Annotated in this window: 16 protein-coding genes and 1 riboswitch; of the genes, 9 read left to right on the top strand and 7 right to left on the bottom strand. The window is 70.9% G+C overall.

All coding sequences use genetic code 11. The annotated features are described in order from the left end of the window. Window positions 1-82: 82 nt before the first annotated feature. The 4 genes from OG842_RS28885 to OG842_RS28870 all read right to left on the bottom strand — a co-directional run bounded on the left by OG842_RS28885 (window position 83) and on the right by OG842_RS28870 (window position 3,986). A complete protein-coding gene (locus OG842_RS28885) occupies window positions 83-448 on the bottom strand; it encodes an Rv2175c family DNA-binding protein (RefSeq protein ID WP_266736757.1) in 366 nt (121 codons plus the stop codon). A gap of 43 nt (window positions 449-491) precedes the next feature. Then, window positions 492-2,198, bottom strand: a complete 1,707-nt coding sequence (locus OG842_RS28880) for a peptide-N4-asparagine amidase (RefSeq protein WP_266736758.1) — start codon at window positions 2,196-2,198, stop codon at window positions 492-494. A gap of 158 nt (window positions 2,199-2,356) precedes the next feature. Then, window positions 2,357-3,613, bottom strand: a complete 1,257-nt coding sequence (locus OG842_RS28875; protein ID WP_401876401.1) for an NAD(P)/FAD-dependent oxidoreductase — start codon at window positions 3,611-3,613, stop codon at window positions 2,357-2,359. Between the two features lie 28 nt (window positions 3,614-3,641). Continuing rightward, the gene (locus tag OG842_RS28870) at window positions 3,642-3,986 is read right to left on the bottom strand and encodes a hypothetical protein (protein ID WP_266736760.1); all 345 of its coding nucleotides are present in this window, start codon (window positions 3,984-3,986) and stop codon (window positions 3,642-3,644) included. A 51-nt stretch (window positions 3,987-4,037) separates the two neighbouring features. Further along, window positions 4,038-4,150, top strand: a riboswitch (TPP riboswitch). Between OG842_RS28870 and thiO the strand changes: the two genes are divergently transcribed. From thiO to OG842_RS28840, 6 genes are all read left to right on the top strand, one after another. Then, window positions 4,148-5,332: a glycine oxidase ThiO gene (thiO, locus tag OG842_RS28865; protein WP_266736762.1), complete on the top strand. Its 1,185-nt coding sequence runs from the start codon at window positions 4,148-4,150 to the stop codon at window positions 5,330-5,332. Its footprint overlaps the riboswitch before it by 3 nt. Beyond that, the gene (gene thiS / locus OG842_RS28860; RefSeq protein ID WP_266736763.1) at window positions 5,329-5,565 is read left to right on the top strand and encodes a sulfur carrier protein ThiS; all 237 of its coding nucleotides are present in this window, start codon (window positions 5,329-5,331) and stop codon (window positions 5,563-5,565) included. Before thiO ends, thiS begins: the two co-directional genes overlap by 4 nt. Before the next feature lie 2 nt (window positions 5,566-5,567). Then, window positions 5,568-6,362, top strand: coding sequence for a thiazole synthase (locus OG842_RS28855; RefSeq protein WP_266736764.1), 795 nt, complete (start codon window positions 5,568-5,570; stop codon window positions 6,360-6,362). A gap of 112 nt (window positions 6,363-6,474) precedes the next feature. After that, on the top strand, window positions 6,475-8,391 hold the full coding sequence (pknB, locus tag OG842_RS28850) for a Stk1 family PASTA domain-containing Ser/Thr kinase (protein ID WP_266736766.1): 1,917 nt from the start codon (window positions 6,475-6,477) through the stop codon (window positions 8,389-8,391). 6 nt (window positions 8,392-8,397) lie between these two features. After that, window positions 8,398-9,252 carry a deoxyribonuclease IV gene (locus tag OG842_RS28845; RefSeq protein ID WP_266736767.1) on the top strand — a complete coding sequence of 285 codons (855 nt, stop codon included), beginning with the start codon at window positions 8,398-8,400 and terminating at the stop codon, window positions 9,250-9,252. Between the two features lie 92 nt (window positions 9,253-9,344). Continuing rightward, complete coding sequence (locus OG842_RS28840; protein ID WP_266736769.1) at window positions 9,345-9,947, top strand: DUF4396 domain-containing protein; 603 nt, start codon at window positions 9,345-9,347, stop codon at window positions 9,945-9,947. A 44-nt stretch (window positions 9,948-9,991) separates the two neighbouring features. On the opposite strand, the gene OG842_RS28835 is transcribed toward OG842_RS28840, so the two are convergent. Next, on the bottom strand, window positions 9,992-10,624 hold the full coding sequence (locus OG842_RS28835) for a sulfite oxidase-like oxidoreductase (protein WP_266736771.1): 633 nt from the start codon (window positions 10,622-10,624) through the stop codon (window positions 9,992-9,994). A gap of 154 nt (window positions 10,625-10,778) precedes the next feature. On the opposite strand from OG842_RS28835, the gene bfr reads away from it, so the two are divergent. Next, complete coding sequence (gene bfr, locus OG842_RS28830) at window positions 10,779-11,258, top strand: bacterioferritin (RefSeq protein WP_266736773.1); 480 nt, start codon at window positions 10,779-10,781, stop codon at window positions 11,256-11,258. Between the two features lie 18 nt (window positions 11,259-11,276). On the opposite strand, the gene OG842_RS28825 is transcribed toward bfr, so the two are convergent. Both OG842_RS28825 and OG842_RS28820 read right to left on the bottom strand, forming a co-directional pair. Beyond that, window positions 11,277-11,591 carry a (2Fe-2S)-binding protein gene (locus OG842_RS28825; protein ID WP_266736775.1) on the bottom strand — a complete coding sequence of 105 codons (315 nt, stop codon included), beginning with the start codon at window positions 11,589-11,591 and terminating at the stop codon, window positions 11,277-11,279. Window positions 11,592-11,761: 170 nt separating this feature from the next. Continuing rightward, window positions 11,762-13,108 carry a class II 3-deoxy-7-phosphoheptulonate synthase gene (locus OG842_RS28820; RefSeq protein ID WP_266736776.1) on the bottom strand — a complete coding sequence of 449 codons (1,347 nt, stop codon included), beginning with the start codon at window positions 13,106-13,108 and terminating at the stop codon, window positions 11,762-11,764. Window positions 13,109-13,199: 91 nt separating this feature from the next. Between OG842_RS28820 and OG842_RS45270 the strand changes: the two genes are divergently transcribed. Both OG842_RS45270 and OG842_RS28815 read left to right on the top strand, forming a co-directional pair. Then, window positions 13,200-13,268 carry a trp operon leader peptide gene (locus OG842_RS45270; protein WP_351257743.1) on the top strand — a complete coding sequence of 23 codons (69 nt, stop codon included), beginning with the start codon at window positions 13,200-13,202 and terminating at the stop codon, window positions 13,266-13,268. A 93-nt stretch (window positions 13,269-13,361) separates the two neighbouring features. Continuing rightward, window positions 13,362-15,248, top strand: coding sequence for an anthranilate synthase family protein (locus tag OG842_RS28815; protein WP_266736777.1), 1,887 nt, complete (start codon window positions 13,362-13,364; stop codon window positions 15,246-15,248). Window positions 15,249-15,250: the final 2 nt, after the last annotated feature.

The raw sequence follows: 15,250 nt of genomic DNA, 5'->3' as shown, positions 1-15,250 counted from the left end.
GTGGTGGAGCGGCTGCCGCCGGACGGTGCGGGGCGCGGGCCGCGCGGTGTCGCGCGGCCCGCCCCTCGCATACGGCCGGTCGTCAGACGGCGAGCGCCTGGGCGCGGCGCTTCACCTCCGTGCCGCGATTCTCGCTCAGTGCCTGGGCGGGGGTGCCCGGCAGGGTCGGGTCGGGGGTGAAGAGCCACTCCAGCATCTCTTCGTCGTTGTAGCCGTCGTCCTTCAGGAGCGTCAGGGTGCCGGAGAGGCCCTTGACCACCTTGTCGCCGTCGATGAAGGCGGCAGGCACCTGGAGCGTCCGGTTCTCACCACGTCGTACGGCGATCAGCTGGCCCTCCTTGACCAGCTGCCGCACGCGCGTCACCTCGACACCGAGCATTTCGGCGATGTCGGGCAGGTGCAGCCAGTCGGGGACGAGAGCATCGATCTTTGCGTCAATCTCGGTCACGAGGACAAGCCTGCCATCCCGCGCTGACAGCCGATACCCGGACTCAGCCCTTCAGGGCCTCGCGGACCACGTCGGCGAGGCGGCAGTGGCTCTGCCGGTCGCCCGTGACCCAGCCGTGCGCGGTCGTCAGGGAGCGCGAATAGCAGGCTCCGGTGTCCGTGGTGCCCCGGTACGTCTCGGACGAGGCGCCGTCGGCGGCCCTGACCGTGCCGTTCTCACGGGCGAGGCTGCCGGTCGAGTCCACGGTGTCGTCCGTGACCGCGTCCGTGCGCCACGCGTGCGCGGAGCCCTTCCGGGACGTGTCGACGAGCACGCGGCGCTGAGTGACGGAGGCCCGCATGTCGTAGTTGTTGTAGTCGCCGTACAGCGGGATGTCCAGGTCCACATCGATGGGGTAGGACCAGGTATTCCGCTGCGCCTCGGTGCGGCCGCCGATCCTGGTGGTCACGGTGGTGGTGCCGTGGTCACGCTGGCGCATCGTCTGGTGGCTGCCCGTGCGGGAAACATTGTCCGTGTTGGTGTACGCGAACTTCTGCTCGACGGTGGTGGTGACCCGGCCCTTCGAGGTCTCGACATAGCCCGAGATCTTCCAGGAGCGGCCGGTCGACACGGAGACGTCCGTGGAACCGTCCTTGCCCGGGGTCTGGACGGTCTTCACGACCGGGGTGTGACCGAGGGTGTTGGTGGTCACCTCGCCGCGCGTGCGGGACGCGTGCGCGTCCGTGTCGAGGAAGAGCGAACCGTCGACGGTCCAGCCATCGGCCGCACCGTACGGGGTGATGCTGATGGCGTGCGGCTTGCCGTCGGCCAGCAGACCCGCGAAGGGGGTGAGGTCGATGTCGTACGCCTCGGTCTTGAACTGGTCGATGGCCGGAATCGGGCGCCACAGGGTCGGCACGATGCCGCCGGAGTACACCACGGGGTACGGCTGGGCGAGGCCGGCGGGCTGTCCGTCCACCGCGACCTGCACCTCACGGTAGGGGCCGCCGCCGCAGAGGTAGTCGGGGGCGGTTTCCGCCAGGTCGCTGGGGACCGCGTCGAACCACTGCTCGTCGCAGCCGCCACCGCGTGCGTAGACCTCCAGGCGGGCCTTGGTCAGGTTGCGCGGGAAGGTGACCTCGGTGCGGGTGGAGCCGCCCTTGCCGACGTTCATCCAGGGGGCGCTGTCGGAGCCGGTGTTGCCGAGCGGGACGACGCGGTCGGCCGTGGTGGCCGCCGGGTGACGCTTGTCGGCCTGGTAGTACGTGATCTTCAGCTTGATCCTGTACACCCCGGTGTAGGTGTCGTTGACAACGTTGCCCAGTTCGAGCTGGAGCTTCTGCGGGTCCTTGAGGAGCGGTGCGAAGTCGGTGATGTCCTTGGCGACGTGCCAGCTGATGCCGTCGTCGTCGGGCTCGGCGGTGCTGGTACGGAAGACCTCCGCGCCACCGATGAAGACCGCTGCGAGGCGGTCGTACTGACGCCCCTTCACACTGCCCGACCAGTCGAGGACGACCTTGTTCCACGGCCCCTCGCACTGCTTGGGCGGGGTGAGCGTGGTGGTGTACGGCGGTCCGCCGAGGGTGTAGCCGAAGTCGTGGTCGACAGCCGTCACCGAGCAGCTCTTGGTGTCCGGACGGGAGACCGGCGGCAGCGCGTCGATCGGGTCCTGGTAGTCGACGGCCGGGTTGGAGTCGGGCTTGGGCGTGGCGCCCGCGTAGGCCGGGGCGGCAAGTGCGCCGCCGACGAGGGCAATCAACGCCGAAGCCATGGAGACTCCACGCAGCGCGCGGGCCCATCTGTGCCGAAACATGTGCATCCTTCGAGGAGTATGAAATGAGCACTCTAAAAGATGCACAGTGCACTAATTTTTGCCTTCCTCCAAGGGGTCGTCCAGATAACGGACGCCAACGTTCGTTGTCCGTACTCCTACTGACGGATCGCCGACTTCAGCGGTACGGACGGGTCACCGGCCCTCTCCGGATCGAGCCGCGCCCCCGCCTCGATGAGCTTGCGGCCCTGTGCCAGATCGCGCGGCCGGCCGACGGCGAGAACCGCGACCAGGACGCCGTCGCGCAGCCAGCACACCGACCAGGCGGGCCCGGCCGGATCGCCGCGCCACAGCAGGGTGTCGGCGCTCCCGTGGTGGCCCGCGTACTGCACGAACCGGTCGAACTGCTCGGACCAGAAGTACGGCACGGGGTCGTACGTCACCGGCTCCGGGGCGCCGCCGGCCGCCGCGCCGATGATGTTGGCGGCGGCGGTGCGCGGGCCCTGGAGCGCGTTGTCCCAGTGGTGGACGAGCAGACGTTCGCCGTAACGGGCGGAGGGGAACGAGGCGCAGTCGCCGACCGCGTACACATCGGGCGCCGAGGTGCGCAGCGCCCCGTCGGCGGTCACCGATCCGTCGGGGCCGAGCGCGATGCCGGAGCCGGCCAGCCAGCCGGTGGTGGGCCGGGCGCCGATTCCGACGACGACCGCTCCGGCCGGGACGGTGCGGCCGTCCGCGAGGACCACCCGGCCCGGCTCGACGCTCTCGACCCGGGCCCCGGTGAGGAGTTCGGCACCGATCTCCGCGTACCAGGCGGCCATCGGGGCGGCGACCTCCGCGGGCATCGCGCCCGCCAGGGGCCGGTCGGCGGCCTCGACGACGGTGACGGCGCAGCCGGCGGCGCGGGCCGCGGTGGCGAACTCGGCGCCGATCCAGCCCGCGCCGACGACCACGACGTCGTGCTGCTGGTCGAGGACCGGCCGCAGCCGTGCCGCGTCGTCGAGGGTGCGCAGCAGGTGGACGCCGGGAACGCCCTCGGTGCCGGGCAGGACGACCGGTTCGGCGCCGGTCGCGATGACCAGGCTGTCGTAGGGAACGGGCCCTGCCGGGGTGTCCAGTTCGTGCGCGCCGGGCCGTACTCCGGTGACTTCGCGGCCCAGTTGCAGATCGATGTCCAGCGCCTCGAAGTCGATGTCGAAGGCGGAGTCCTCGGCTTTGCCGAGCAGCACCGCCTTGGACAGCGGGGGCCGGTCGTAGGGCTGGTGCGGTTCGGCGCCGATCAGGGTGACGGGGCCGGTGAAGCCCTGTTCCCGCAGGGCCACCGCGGTCTGCACCCCGGCCATGCCCGCACCGACGACGACCACGCGGTGTCCTGCCCGCCGGTCCGGCTGCTCTGACTGCTGCTGATCGCTCACACGTACACCATAATCACCTGACGGATCGTCAGGAAAGGGCGAGTTCCTCGACCGTGCTCGTCCCGCTGCCCTCCTGCGACTCCCACGCCCACCGCTCGTCCAGCCGGACCCGGCCGTCCGGGAGGTCGACGACGGTGGAGACGCAGTGGCCGCAGGAGGTCGTCCCGTCCTGCTTCAGCTGGACGTAGCGGAAGTCGAGGGTGTCACCGTCCCGGGTGCCGACGAGATGGCCGCGCACCACGTCGCCGCCCGCGTACTCGGCCCAGATCCGGCCGTCGTCCTCGTGGTACGTGAAGCGGGTACGGGTGCCGACCTGGCCGGGCGCCTGGTCGGCGACCGGGGCGAGGACGAGTCCGTCGAGCGAACGGGCCACGGTGACCGCTCCTTCACTGGTCCTGCGGGACTGGGTTTAGGGTGGCCAACGTAAAGCACTCGCGGGAGCCCGGACGCACCGGGCTGAGAGGGAGGCTGGGCGGCCTCCGACCGTACGAACCTGATCCGGGTCATGCCGGCGAAGGGAGGGGCTGGAAGCCCATGCGTTCTGCTCGGAACGGAAACGGATCCGATGTCCTGGTCATCGGGGGCGGGATCATCGGCCTGGTGACGGCCTGGCGGGCCGCTCAGCGCGGACTGCGCACGGCACTCGCCGACCCCGAACCGGGTGGCGGTGCCGCCCGGGTGGCGGCCGGCATGCTGGCCGCCGTCACCGAACTCCACTACGGCGAACAGCTGCTGCTGGGCCTCAACGTCGCCTCGGCGGCCCGCTATCCGGCCTTCGTGGCCGAGCTGGAGGCGGCGAGCGGGCGGAAGACGGGCTTTCGCGCCTGCGGCACCCTGGCCGTCGCGCTGGACTCCGACGACCGCGCCCATCTGCGGGAGCTGCACGCCCTCCAGCAGCGGTCGGGCCTCGAATCGGAGTGGCTCACCGGCCGTGAGTGCCGCCGGCTGGAGCCGATGCTCGCGCCGGGCGTCCGGGGCGGTCTTCGGGTCGACGGCGACCACCAGATCGATCCCCGCCGGCTGGCCGCCGCCCTGCTGACCGCCTGCGAACGGGCCGGGGTCGTCTTCCACCGCGGCCGGGTGGAGCGCCTGAGCGTGGTGGGCGGCCGGGCCGCCGGAGCGGTGCTCAACGGCGGTACGGAGCTGGCGGCCGACCAGGTCGTGCTCGCCGCGGGCAGCCTCAGCGGGCGGCTGCCGGGGCTGCCGGACGAGGTGGTGCCACCGGTCCGGCCGGTGAAGGGCCAGGTGGTGCGGCTGACCGTGCCCGCCGGGTACGCGCCGTTCCTGAGCCGCACGGTCCGGGCCGTGGTCCGGGGCGGCCACCTCTATCTCGTACCGCGCGAGAACGGCGAGCTGGTCGTCGGCGCCACCAGCGAGGAAATGGGCTGGGACACCACCGTCACCGCGGGCGGCGTCTACGAGCTGCTGCGCGACGCCCACGAACTGGTCCCCGGCATCACCGAGCTGCCGCTCACCGAGACCCTGGCCGGTCTTCGCCCCGCCTCCCCCGACAACGCCCCGCTCCTCGGCCCCACCGCCCTGCCCGGCCTCCACCTCGCCACCGGCCACCACCGCAACGGGGTGCTGCTCACCCCCATCACCGGTGACGTCATGGCGGAGTTCCTCACCGGCGGCGAGCCGCCCGAGCAGGCCCGCCCCTTCACCCCGCACCGTTTCTCCTCCGCCGCCGCCTCCGTACGTCAGGAGCAGCCCGCATGACCGAGCCCGCACCGCTCTCCGGGGCGACCCTCCTCTCCGTCTCCGTGAACGGCGAGGTCCGACGCCTCGCCGGAGGCACCACCCTGGCGGCGCTCGTCGCCACGCTCACCACCACGCACTCCGGTGTCGCGGCCGCCGTCAACGAGACCGTCGTACCGCGCGGCCAGTGGTCCGCCACCGCACTCCTCGACGGTGACCGCGTCGAGGTCCTGACCGCGGTCCAGGGAGGCTGATCATGTCGGACGACCTCTTCACCCTCGGCGACACCACGTTCGGCTCCCGGCTGATCATGGGGACCGGCGGAGCGCCGAGCCTCGACGTGCTGGAGCGCTCCCTGACCGCCTCCGGCACCGAGCTGACCACCGTCGCGATGCGCCGCCTCGATCCGACCGTGCAGGGTTCGGTGCTCTCCGTCCTGGAACGGCTCTCCATCCGCGTGCTGCCCAACACGGCGGGCTGCTTCACCGCGGGCGAGGCCGTGCTGACCGCCCGGCTGGCCCGCGAGGCGCTCGGCACCGACTGGATCAAGCTGGAGGTGGTGGCCGACGAGCGGACCCTGCTGCCCGATCCGATCGAGCTGCTGGACGCCGCGGAGATCCTGGTGGACGACGGCTTCACCGTGCTGCCGTACACCAATGACGACCCGGTTCTGGCGCGCCGGCTCCAGGACGTGGGGTGCGCCGCGGTGATGCCGCTCGGCTCCCCCATCGGCTCCGGGCTCGGCATCCGCAACCCGCACAACTTCCGGCTGATCGTCGAGCAGGCCCGGGTGCCGGTGATCCTCGACGCGGGCGCCGGGACGGCCTCCGACGCCGCGCTCGCGATGGAGCTGGGGTGCGCCGCGGTGATGCTGGCGTCCGCGGTGACCCGGGCCCAGGAGCCCGAGTTGATGGCCGCGGCGATGCGTCACGCGGTGGAGGGCGGGCGGCTGGCGTACCGGGCCGGCCGGATTCCGCGCCGCCACTTCGCGGAGGCGTCGTCGCCGGTGGAGGGGCGGGCGGTGCTGGACCCGGAGCGGCCGGCCTTCTGAGCCGCCGGCACGGAGGTGGAGCGCATGTCCCTGTCACGGCTCGGCTGCAGTACGGCCCCGGGTCTGCCCCGGCCGGTGGGCCGTGTCCGTGGCGGCTCGTAGACTCGCCTGCGTGGATACGACCCTCCAGGACCCTCTCGTCGGGCAGCTGCTCGACGGCCGCTACCGCGTCGATGCCCGCATCGCCGTGGGCGGCATGGCCACGGTCTACCGGGCCGTGGACACCCGGCTCGACCGGGTGCTCGCCCTCAAGGTGATGCACCCGGCGCTGGCCACCGACGCCTCGTTCGTCGAGCGCTTCATACGCGAGGCCAAGTCGGTGGCCCGGCTCGCGCACCCCAATGTGGTCGCGGTCTTCGACCAGGGCGCCCAGGGGCAGTACGTCTACCTCGCGATGGAGTACGTCGCGGGCTGCACCCTGCGCGACGTGCTGCGCGATCGCGGCGCCCTGCAGCCGAGGGCCGCCCTGGACATCCTGGAGCCGGTCCTCGCCGCGCTCGGCGCCGCGCACCGGGCGGGCTTCGTGCACCGCGACATGAAGCCGGAGAACGTCCTGATAGGGGACGACGGCCGGGTCAAGGTCGCCGACTTCGGGCTCGTACGCGCGGTGGGCGCCGTCACCAACACCACCGGGTCCGTCCTGGGCACGGTCTCCTATCTCGCCCCCGAGCAGATAGAGAACGGCACCGCGGACACCCGGACCGATGTGTACGCCTGCGGTGTCGTCCTGTACGAGATGCTGACCGGCTCCAAGCCGCACGGCGGCGACACCCCCGCCCAGGTCCTCTACCAGCACCTCAACGAGGCCGTGCCGCCGCCGTCGGCCGCCGTCCCGGGGCTCCCGGCCGAGCTCGACGGCCTGGTGGCGAGCGCCACCGCCCGCGATCCCGAGGCCCGCCCGTTCGACGCGGTGGCGCTGCTCGCCGAGACCCGTGCGGCCCGCTCCGGCCTCACCGACGCCCAGCTGGACGCCGTACCGCCGCAGGCCACCGCCGAGACGCACGACGCCGCCGAGGACCGCACCAGCGTGATCCCGCGGCTGCTCCCGGCCGGCCAGGGCGTCTCGCACCACACCAGCCGGCTGGAGATGCCCCCGCCGGTGCCGCCTCGGGCCACGCCGGAGGACCGGCGCCGCCGCGGACCGAGGCGCTCGGTCATCGCCGTGGTGGTCGCCGTGCTGCTGGCGCTGGGGATCGGTACCGGTGTCTGGTACATCAACTCCGGGCAGTTCACCCGGGTCCCCTCGCTGCTCGGCCAGACCGAGAAGGACGCCCGGCAGCGGCTCACGAAGGCCGGTCTGGAGCTCAAGGGCGTCGACCGGGCCTACAGCGACACCGTGGAGCGCGGCAAGGTCATCAGCAGCGACCCGGGGTCCGGCGACCGCGTCAGGGGCAACGACGCGGTGAAGCTCGTCGTCTCGCGCGGCCCCGAGATCGTGAAGGTGCCCGACCTCCGGGATCTCTCGATCGCCGACGCCAGGCGTGAGCTGAAGAAGGCCGGTCTGGTGCCGGGCATGATCACCAAGGAGTTCAGCGAGGAGACGGTCCGGGGCGACGTGATCCGCACGGACCCGGTGGCCGGCACCGAGCGCCACCCGGACTCGGCGGTCGCCCTCCACGTCAGCAAGGGCGCTCCGGTGGACGTCCCCGACGTCAGCGGACTGTCCGTCGAGGACGCCACCGCAGCGCTGGCGGACGAGGGGCTGAAGGCCAAGGTGCTGCCCGACCGGGTCAATTCCCCCGAGGTCGCGGGCGACATCGCCCGGCAGTCGCCGGGCGCGGGCTCCGAGGCCGCCGAGGGCGACACCATCACGCTCACGGTCTCCAGCGGGCCGCGGATGATCGACGTCCCGGACGTCACAGGCAAGGACGTCGACGAGGCCACCGGCGAGCTGGAGGCCGCAGGCTTCGAGGTGAAGGTCGACCGCCCGTTCCTGTCCTTCAGCGACACCATCGCGAGCCAGTCCGTCGACGGCGGGGATCAGGCCCCCGAGGGCAGCACCATCACCATCAAGACCAAGGGACTCTAGATCCATATGCGCAACCCAGTCGGCGGCCACGTCCCGGTGGCCGGCGGCCTCGCCAAGGCCGGCCTCCCCTACGCCCGCGAGATGGGGGCGGAGGCCGTCCAGGTCTTCGTCGCCAACCCGCGCGGCTGGGCGACACCCGTCGGCAACCCGGCCCAGGACGAGCAGTTCCGCGCCGAGTGCGCCGACGCGTCCATACCTGCGTACGTCCACGCCCCGTATCTGATCAACTTCGGGTCGCACACCGAGGCGACCGTGGAGAAGTCCGTGGAGTCGCTGCGCCACTCGCTGCGCCGGGCCCGCGAGATCGGCGCCCTGGGCGTCGTGGTGCACACCGGATCGGCGACCGGCGGCCGGCCGCGCGAGCAGGCCCTCGCGCAGGTACGCACGCACATGCGGCCGCTCCTGGACGAGCTGACCCACGACGACGACCCGTATCTGCTGCTGGAGTCGACCGCCGGGCAGGGGTTCTCGCTCTGCTCGCGGACCTGGGACTTCGGCCCGTACTTCGACGCGCTCGACGCCCACCCCAAGCTCGGCATCTGCCTGGACACCTGCCACATCTACGCGGCGGGCCACGACCTGACCGGCCCGGAGGGCATGCGGCAGACCCTGGACCTGCTGGTGGCGACGGTCGGCGAGGGCCGGCTGAAACTGATCCACGCCAATGACTCCAAGGACGTGGTGGGCGCCCACAAGGACCGGCACGAGAACATCGGCTCCGGGCACATCGGCGAGGAGCCGTTCCGTGAGCTGTTCTCGCATCCGGCGACCGAGGGCGTACCGCTGATCATCGAAACGCCGGGCGGCAAGGAAGGCCACGCGGCGGACGTGGCGCGGCTGAAGGGGCTGCGCGACAGCTGATTCCCCATGTGATTCCCCATTGAGGAATACCCCATGGGGGTATACGGTTCCTGCTGTCGGCAGGAACCGCTACTCGGCTTTGGGGGATCGCCATGCAGCACGACACACGCCACGGCCAACACGGCCAACACGGCCGGCACGGCCACGACGCGGACCACGCCGCTCATGTGGACCACTCGACCCAGCCGGACCACGCAGGCCACTCAGTCCACACAGACCACTCAGATCACGCCGGCCACTCCACCCACAGCGTCGGCAAGGTCGGCTGGGCCATGGCCGCACGGGCCACGCTGCACTGCCTCACCGGCTGCGCCATCGGCGAGATCCTCGGCATGGTGATCGGCACGGCGCTCGGCTGGGGCAACATGGCGACGATGGCGCTCGCGATCGTCCTGGCCTTCTTCTTCGGCTACACGCTGACCCTGCGCTCCATCCTGAAGGCGGGCGTCGACTTCGGCACCGCCCTGCGGGTCGCCTTCGCCGCCGACACCCTGTCCATCGCGGTGATGGAGCTCATCGACAACGGGGTGATCGCGCTGTGGCCGGGCGCCATGGACGCCACGCTCGCCGACACGCTGTTCTGGGGCGCGCTCGCGATCTCGCTCGCCGTCGCCTTCGTCGCCACCACACCGGTCAACAAGTGGATGATCGGCCGGGGCAAGGGGCACGCGGTGGTGCACCAGTACCACCACTGAGGAACCGGGCGGCGGGCCACCGGCCCGGCCCGGGAGCCGTCAGGTCAGAGCTCGGGGCCGTCCCCGGGCTCTTCCTGGTAGGAGTACCGCTGCTCGCTCCACGGGTCACCGATGTTGTGGTAGCCGCGCTCCTCCCAGAAGCCGCGGCGGTCGGCCGTCATGTACTCGACGCCCCGGACCCACTTGGGCCCCTTCCAGGCATAGAGATGCGGCACGACGAGGCGGAGCGGGAATCCGTGCTCGGCGGTGAGCAGTTCCCCGCCCTTGTGGGTGGCGAAAAGCGTTCGGTCCGAAGCGAAGTCGGAGAGCCTCAGATTCGAGCTGAATCCGTACTCGGCCCAGACCATCACGTGCGTGACGTTCGGTGCGGGCGGCGCGAGTTCGAGGACCGTGCGGGCGAGCACTCCGCCCCATTCGGCACCGATCATGCTGAATTTCGTGACGCAGTGCAGGTCGGCGACGACCGAGGTGAACGGCAGTACCGAGAATTCCTGGTGGTTCCAGCAGTGCTTCTCACCGTCCGCGGTGGCCCCGAAAACCCGGAACTCCCAGCGGTCCGGCTTGAACTTGGGCACGGGCCCATAGTGGGTAACCGGCCAACCGCGCTGGAGTCGCTGGCCCGGCGGAAGCTCGGACTGCTCTGACGCGCGGTGTTCCCGGCTTTCCGGCTGACCCATGCCTCCATGGTGACAGACAGGTAGGGGTGGTCCTGACCAGGACCGGGGGCGATTCGGACAACTCACAGTAAGCCTGTACTTACTGGACGACCATCGGGTGCGATGCGAAGATGCGGCCAACTTGCCAGTTCACCGGTTGGAAGGAGCCTCTGCGATGCAGGGCGACCCCGAGGTCCTTGAGTTCCTGAACGAGCAGCTGACCGCAGAGTTGACTGCCATCAACCAGTACTTCCTGCACGCGAAGATGCAGGACAACTTCGGCTGGACGAAACTCGCGAAGTACACCCGCTCCGAGTCGTTCGACGAGATGAAGCACGCCGAGATCCTCACGGACCGCATCCTCTTCCTCGACGGACTGCCCAACTACCAGCGGCTGTTCCATGTGCGGGTGGGCCAGACCGTCACCGAGATGTTCCAGGCGGACCGCCAGGTCGAGGTGGAGGCGATCGACCGCCTCAAGCGCGGGATCGAGCTGATGCGGGGCAAGGGCGACATCACGTCGGCGAACATCTTCGAGTCGATCCTGGCGGACGAGGAGCACCACATCGACTACCTCGACACCCAGCTGGAACTGGTCGAGAAGCTCGGTGAGCCGCTCTACATCGCCCAGCAGATCGAGCAGCCGGACAGCTGAGGGATGCGCCGGGCCGGCTCAGGCCGCGTCGGGAAGCAGAACTCCCGGCGCGATCCCCGGCGCGATGCCGGGGGCGATACCCGGTTCGGCGCCAGGTCCGGATCCGGAACCCGTGGCGGTTTCTTCGGCGGCGCCGGGCATCCGCTTCTGGTCGAGCAGTTCGCGACGCGGGCAGGCTCCGCGGCCGAGCATCGCCTGGATGGCCCGGACGCAACCGCCGCAGTCCGTGCCCGCCTTGCAGGCGGAGGCTATCTGCCGCGGCGTGCACGCCCCGGCGTCCGCATGCTCCTTGACCTGCTTCTCCGTGATGCCGAAGCAAGAGCAGACGTACACGCGGTTCACCTCCCGGCGGGATCGGTCGTTCACTGCCACCCCGTTTATCGGTGAGGCTAACCTAACCTTACCCGGCACCCGGAGGCGTTAAAAGCCTCCGGACGCCCTGTGGGGCACGGATCACATCGATCCGTGCCCCACAGTCGTACGCGCGCCACCTGCGGTGATGCCTACTGGTCCCGGTACATCTCGGCGACCAGGAACGCCAGGTCCAGCGACTGGCTGCGGTTGAGCCGCGGGTCACAGGCCGTCTCGTAGCGCTGGTGCAGGTCGTCCACGAAGATCTCGTGTCCGCCGCCGACGCACTCGGTGACGTCGTCACCGGTGAGCTCGACGTGGATGCCGCCCGGGTGCGTACCGAGGCCCTTGTGCACCTCGAAGAAGCCCTTGACCTCGTCCAGGACGTCGTCGAAGCGACGGGTCTTGTGGCCGGAGGCGGCCTCGAAGGTGTTGCCGTGCATCGGGTCGGTGACCCACGCCACGGTGGCGCCGGAGGCGGTGACCTTCTCGACCAGGGCCGGGAGCTTGTCACGGACCTTGTCGGCGCCCATACGGACGATGAAGGTCAGCCGACCGGGCTCGCGCTCGGGGTCGAGGCGGTCGATGTAGCCGAGCGCCTCGTCGACCGTGGTGGTCGGGCCGAGCTTGATGCCGATGGGGTTACGGATCCGCGACGCGAACTCGATGTGCGCACCGTCCATCTGGCGGGTGCGCTCACCGATCCAGACCATGTGGCCGGAGGTGTCGTAGAGCTCGCCGGTGCGCGAGTCGGTGCGGGTCAGCGCCGACTCGTAGTCCAGCAGCAGGCCCTCGTGCGAGGCGTAGAACTCGACCGCCTTGAACTCGGCCGGGTCCGTGCCGCACGCCTTCATGAAGTTCAGCGCGTTGTCGATCTCGCGGGCGAGCGCCTCGTAGCGCTGGCCGGACGGGGACGACTTCACGAAGTCCTGGTTCCAGGCGTGCACCTGGCGCAGGTCGGCGTAACCGCCGGTGGTGAAGGCGCGGACCAGGTTCAGAGTGGAAGCGGATGCGTGGTACATCTGCTTCAGCCGCTCGGGGTCCGGGACGCGGTCCTTCTCGGTGAAGGCGAAGCCGTTGACGGAGTCGCCGCGGTAGGTCGGCAGGGTGACGCCGTCGCGGGTCTCGGTCGGCTTGGAGCGCGGCTTGGAGTACTGCCCGGCGATCCGGCCCACCTTGACGACGGGCACGGAGGCCGCGTACGTCAGGACGGCACTCATCTGGAGCAGCGTCTTCAGCTTGGCCCGGATGTGGTCGGCCGACACTGCGTCGAAGGCTTCGGCGCAGTCACCACCCTGCAACAGGAACGCCTCGCCCTTGGCGACGGCTCCCATGCGGGCGCGCAGCTGGTCGCACTCACCCGCGAACACGAGGGGCGGATACGACTCGAGGTCCGCGAGTACATCGCGCAGAGCCTCGGCATCGGGGTACTCGGGCTGCTGCGCCGCGGGAAGGTCTCGCCAGGTGTTGCCACCGGCGACGGAGGTATTGGCGTTCACGGTCACAACCCCAACATTACGGGGTTCGGCGGTGGGTCCGGCCACAAGCTCAATAGTTGAGACACGCGCTCGGACGAGACCGGCGTCCGCTATGGTTCGGAACATGTTCGCGCTGACAAACCAGAACTGGTGGTGGACCGCTCATCCGGCGGCCCACTGACAATCGCGCGCGACAGACCACGCGAAGGCCGCCCGAGGGGCGGCCTTTTCCGCGTTTTCGGGAGCCGTTCCTCCATCCGGAAGGAACAACCCCATGCCTCACCGCACCGATGTCGTCATCGACAGGCTCCTGGGCGACGACTGCCCGCCGTTCGCGCTGCTGCGCAGGCGCACCCCCGGCCGCGACCAGGACACCGTCGAGGTGCTGATCGGCCGGGTCCGCGAAGCGGACCGGCTCGCCGACCTCCCCGTCGGTGAGCTGCCCTCGCTCGCCCTGGTGCCGTTCCGGCAGATCGCCGAGCGCGGCTTCGACGTGCGCGACGACGGGACCCCGCTGTCCGTGCTGGTCGCAAAGGAGTCGTACGAGCTGCCGCTCACCGAGGTGCTGGACCGGCTGCCGGTCCGGGAGGTGCGGGTCCAGGGCGGCGCCTTCGACGTCGGGGACGAGGAGTACGCCGGGATCGTGCGGAGGGTCATCGAGGACGAGATCGGGCAGGGCGAGGGCGCGAACTTCGTCATCCGGCGGACCTTCCGGGGCGAGATCCCCGGCTTCGGGCGGGCCGACGCACTGGCCCTCTTCCGGCGGCTGCTGGCCGGTGAGCGCGGCGCGTACTGGACCTTCGTCGTGCACACCGGGGCCAGGACGCTGGTCGGCGCCAGTCCGGAGGTGCATGTGCGGATGTCGGGCGGGACGGTCGTGATGAACCCGATCAGCGGTACGTACCGCTACCCCGCCGAGGGCCCGACGGCGGAGAGTCTGCTGGCCTTCCTCGCCGACCGCAAGGAGACCGAGGAACTCTCCATGGTGGTCGACGAGGAGCTCAAGATGATGTGCACCGTCGGCGACATGGGCGGGGTGGTGGTCGGGCCGCGGCTCAAGGAGATGGCCCATCTCGCCCATACGGAGTACGAGCTGCGCGGGCGTTCCTCGCTGGACGTGCGGGAGGTGCTGAAGGAGACCATGTTCGCGGCGACGGTCACCGGCTCCCCGGTGCAGAACGCCTGCCGGGTCATCGAGCGGTACGAGCCCGGCGGGCGCGGCTACTACGCGGGGGCCCTGGCGCTGCTGCGGCAGGAGCCGGGCGGGGCGCAGACCCTGGACTCGCCGATCCTGATCCGTACCGCCGACATCTCGGCCGGCGGCGAGCTGCGGGTACCGGTCGGGGCGACGCTCGTGCGTCACTCCGATCCGGAAGGCGAGGTCGCCGAGACCCATGCGAAGGCGGCCGGGGTGCTCTCCGCGCTCGGGGTGCGGCCCGGCCGGCCGGTGGACGAGGCGGCCCGGCCGCGGCTGGCGGGCGACCCGCGGGTGCGGGCGGCGCTGGACGCCCGGCGGGACGGTCTCGCGCCGTTCTGGCTGCGGATGCAGGAGCGTACCCACGAGCTCTCGGGCCGGACGCTGGTGGTCGACGGGGAGGACACCTTCACCGCGATGCTGGCGCATCTGCTGCGCTCCTCGGGTCTGGATGTGTCGGTGCACCGCTACGACGAGCCGGGGCTGCGCGAGCTGGTGCGGGCGCACACCGGTCCGGTCGTGCTGGGGCCCGGGCCGGGGAATCCGGGCGACACCGCCGATCCGAAGATGCGGCTGATGCGCGGGCTGGCCGCGGAGCTGGTCCGGGATCACCGGTACGGCCTGCTGGGGGTCTGCCTCGGCCATGAGCTGATCGCGGCGGAGCTGGGGCTGGACATCGTCCGCAAGGCCGTGCCCTACCAGGGTGCGCAGACCCGGATCGAGCTGTTCGGGCGGCCGGAGACGGTCGGGTTCTACAACAGCTTCACCGCGCGCTGCGACGGGCCGGTGGCCGACGAGCTCGCGGCGCACGGTGTCGAGGTGAGCGTGGACGCGGCCACCGGTGAGCTGCACGCGCTGCGCGGTCCGGGCTTCGCCTCGGTGCAGTTCCACCCGGAGTCGGTGCTGACGCTGCGCGGTGCGGCAATCGTGGCGGAGCTGCTGGCGGGGCTGCCGGTGGCCGGCTGAAG

This window comes from Streptomyces sp. NBC_00376 (assembly GCF_036077095.1).
GTDB lineage: Bacteria > Actinomycetota > Actinomycetes > Streptomycetales > Streptomycetaceae > Streptomyces.
Note: the sequence above shows the minus strand (reverse complement) of the source record. Positions and strands in the feature narration are given on the sequence as shown.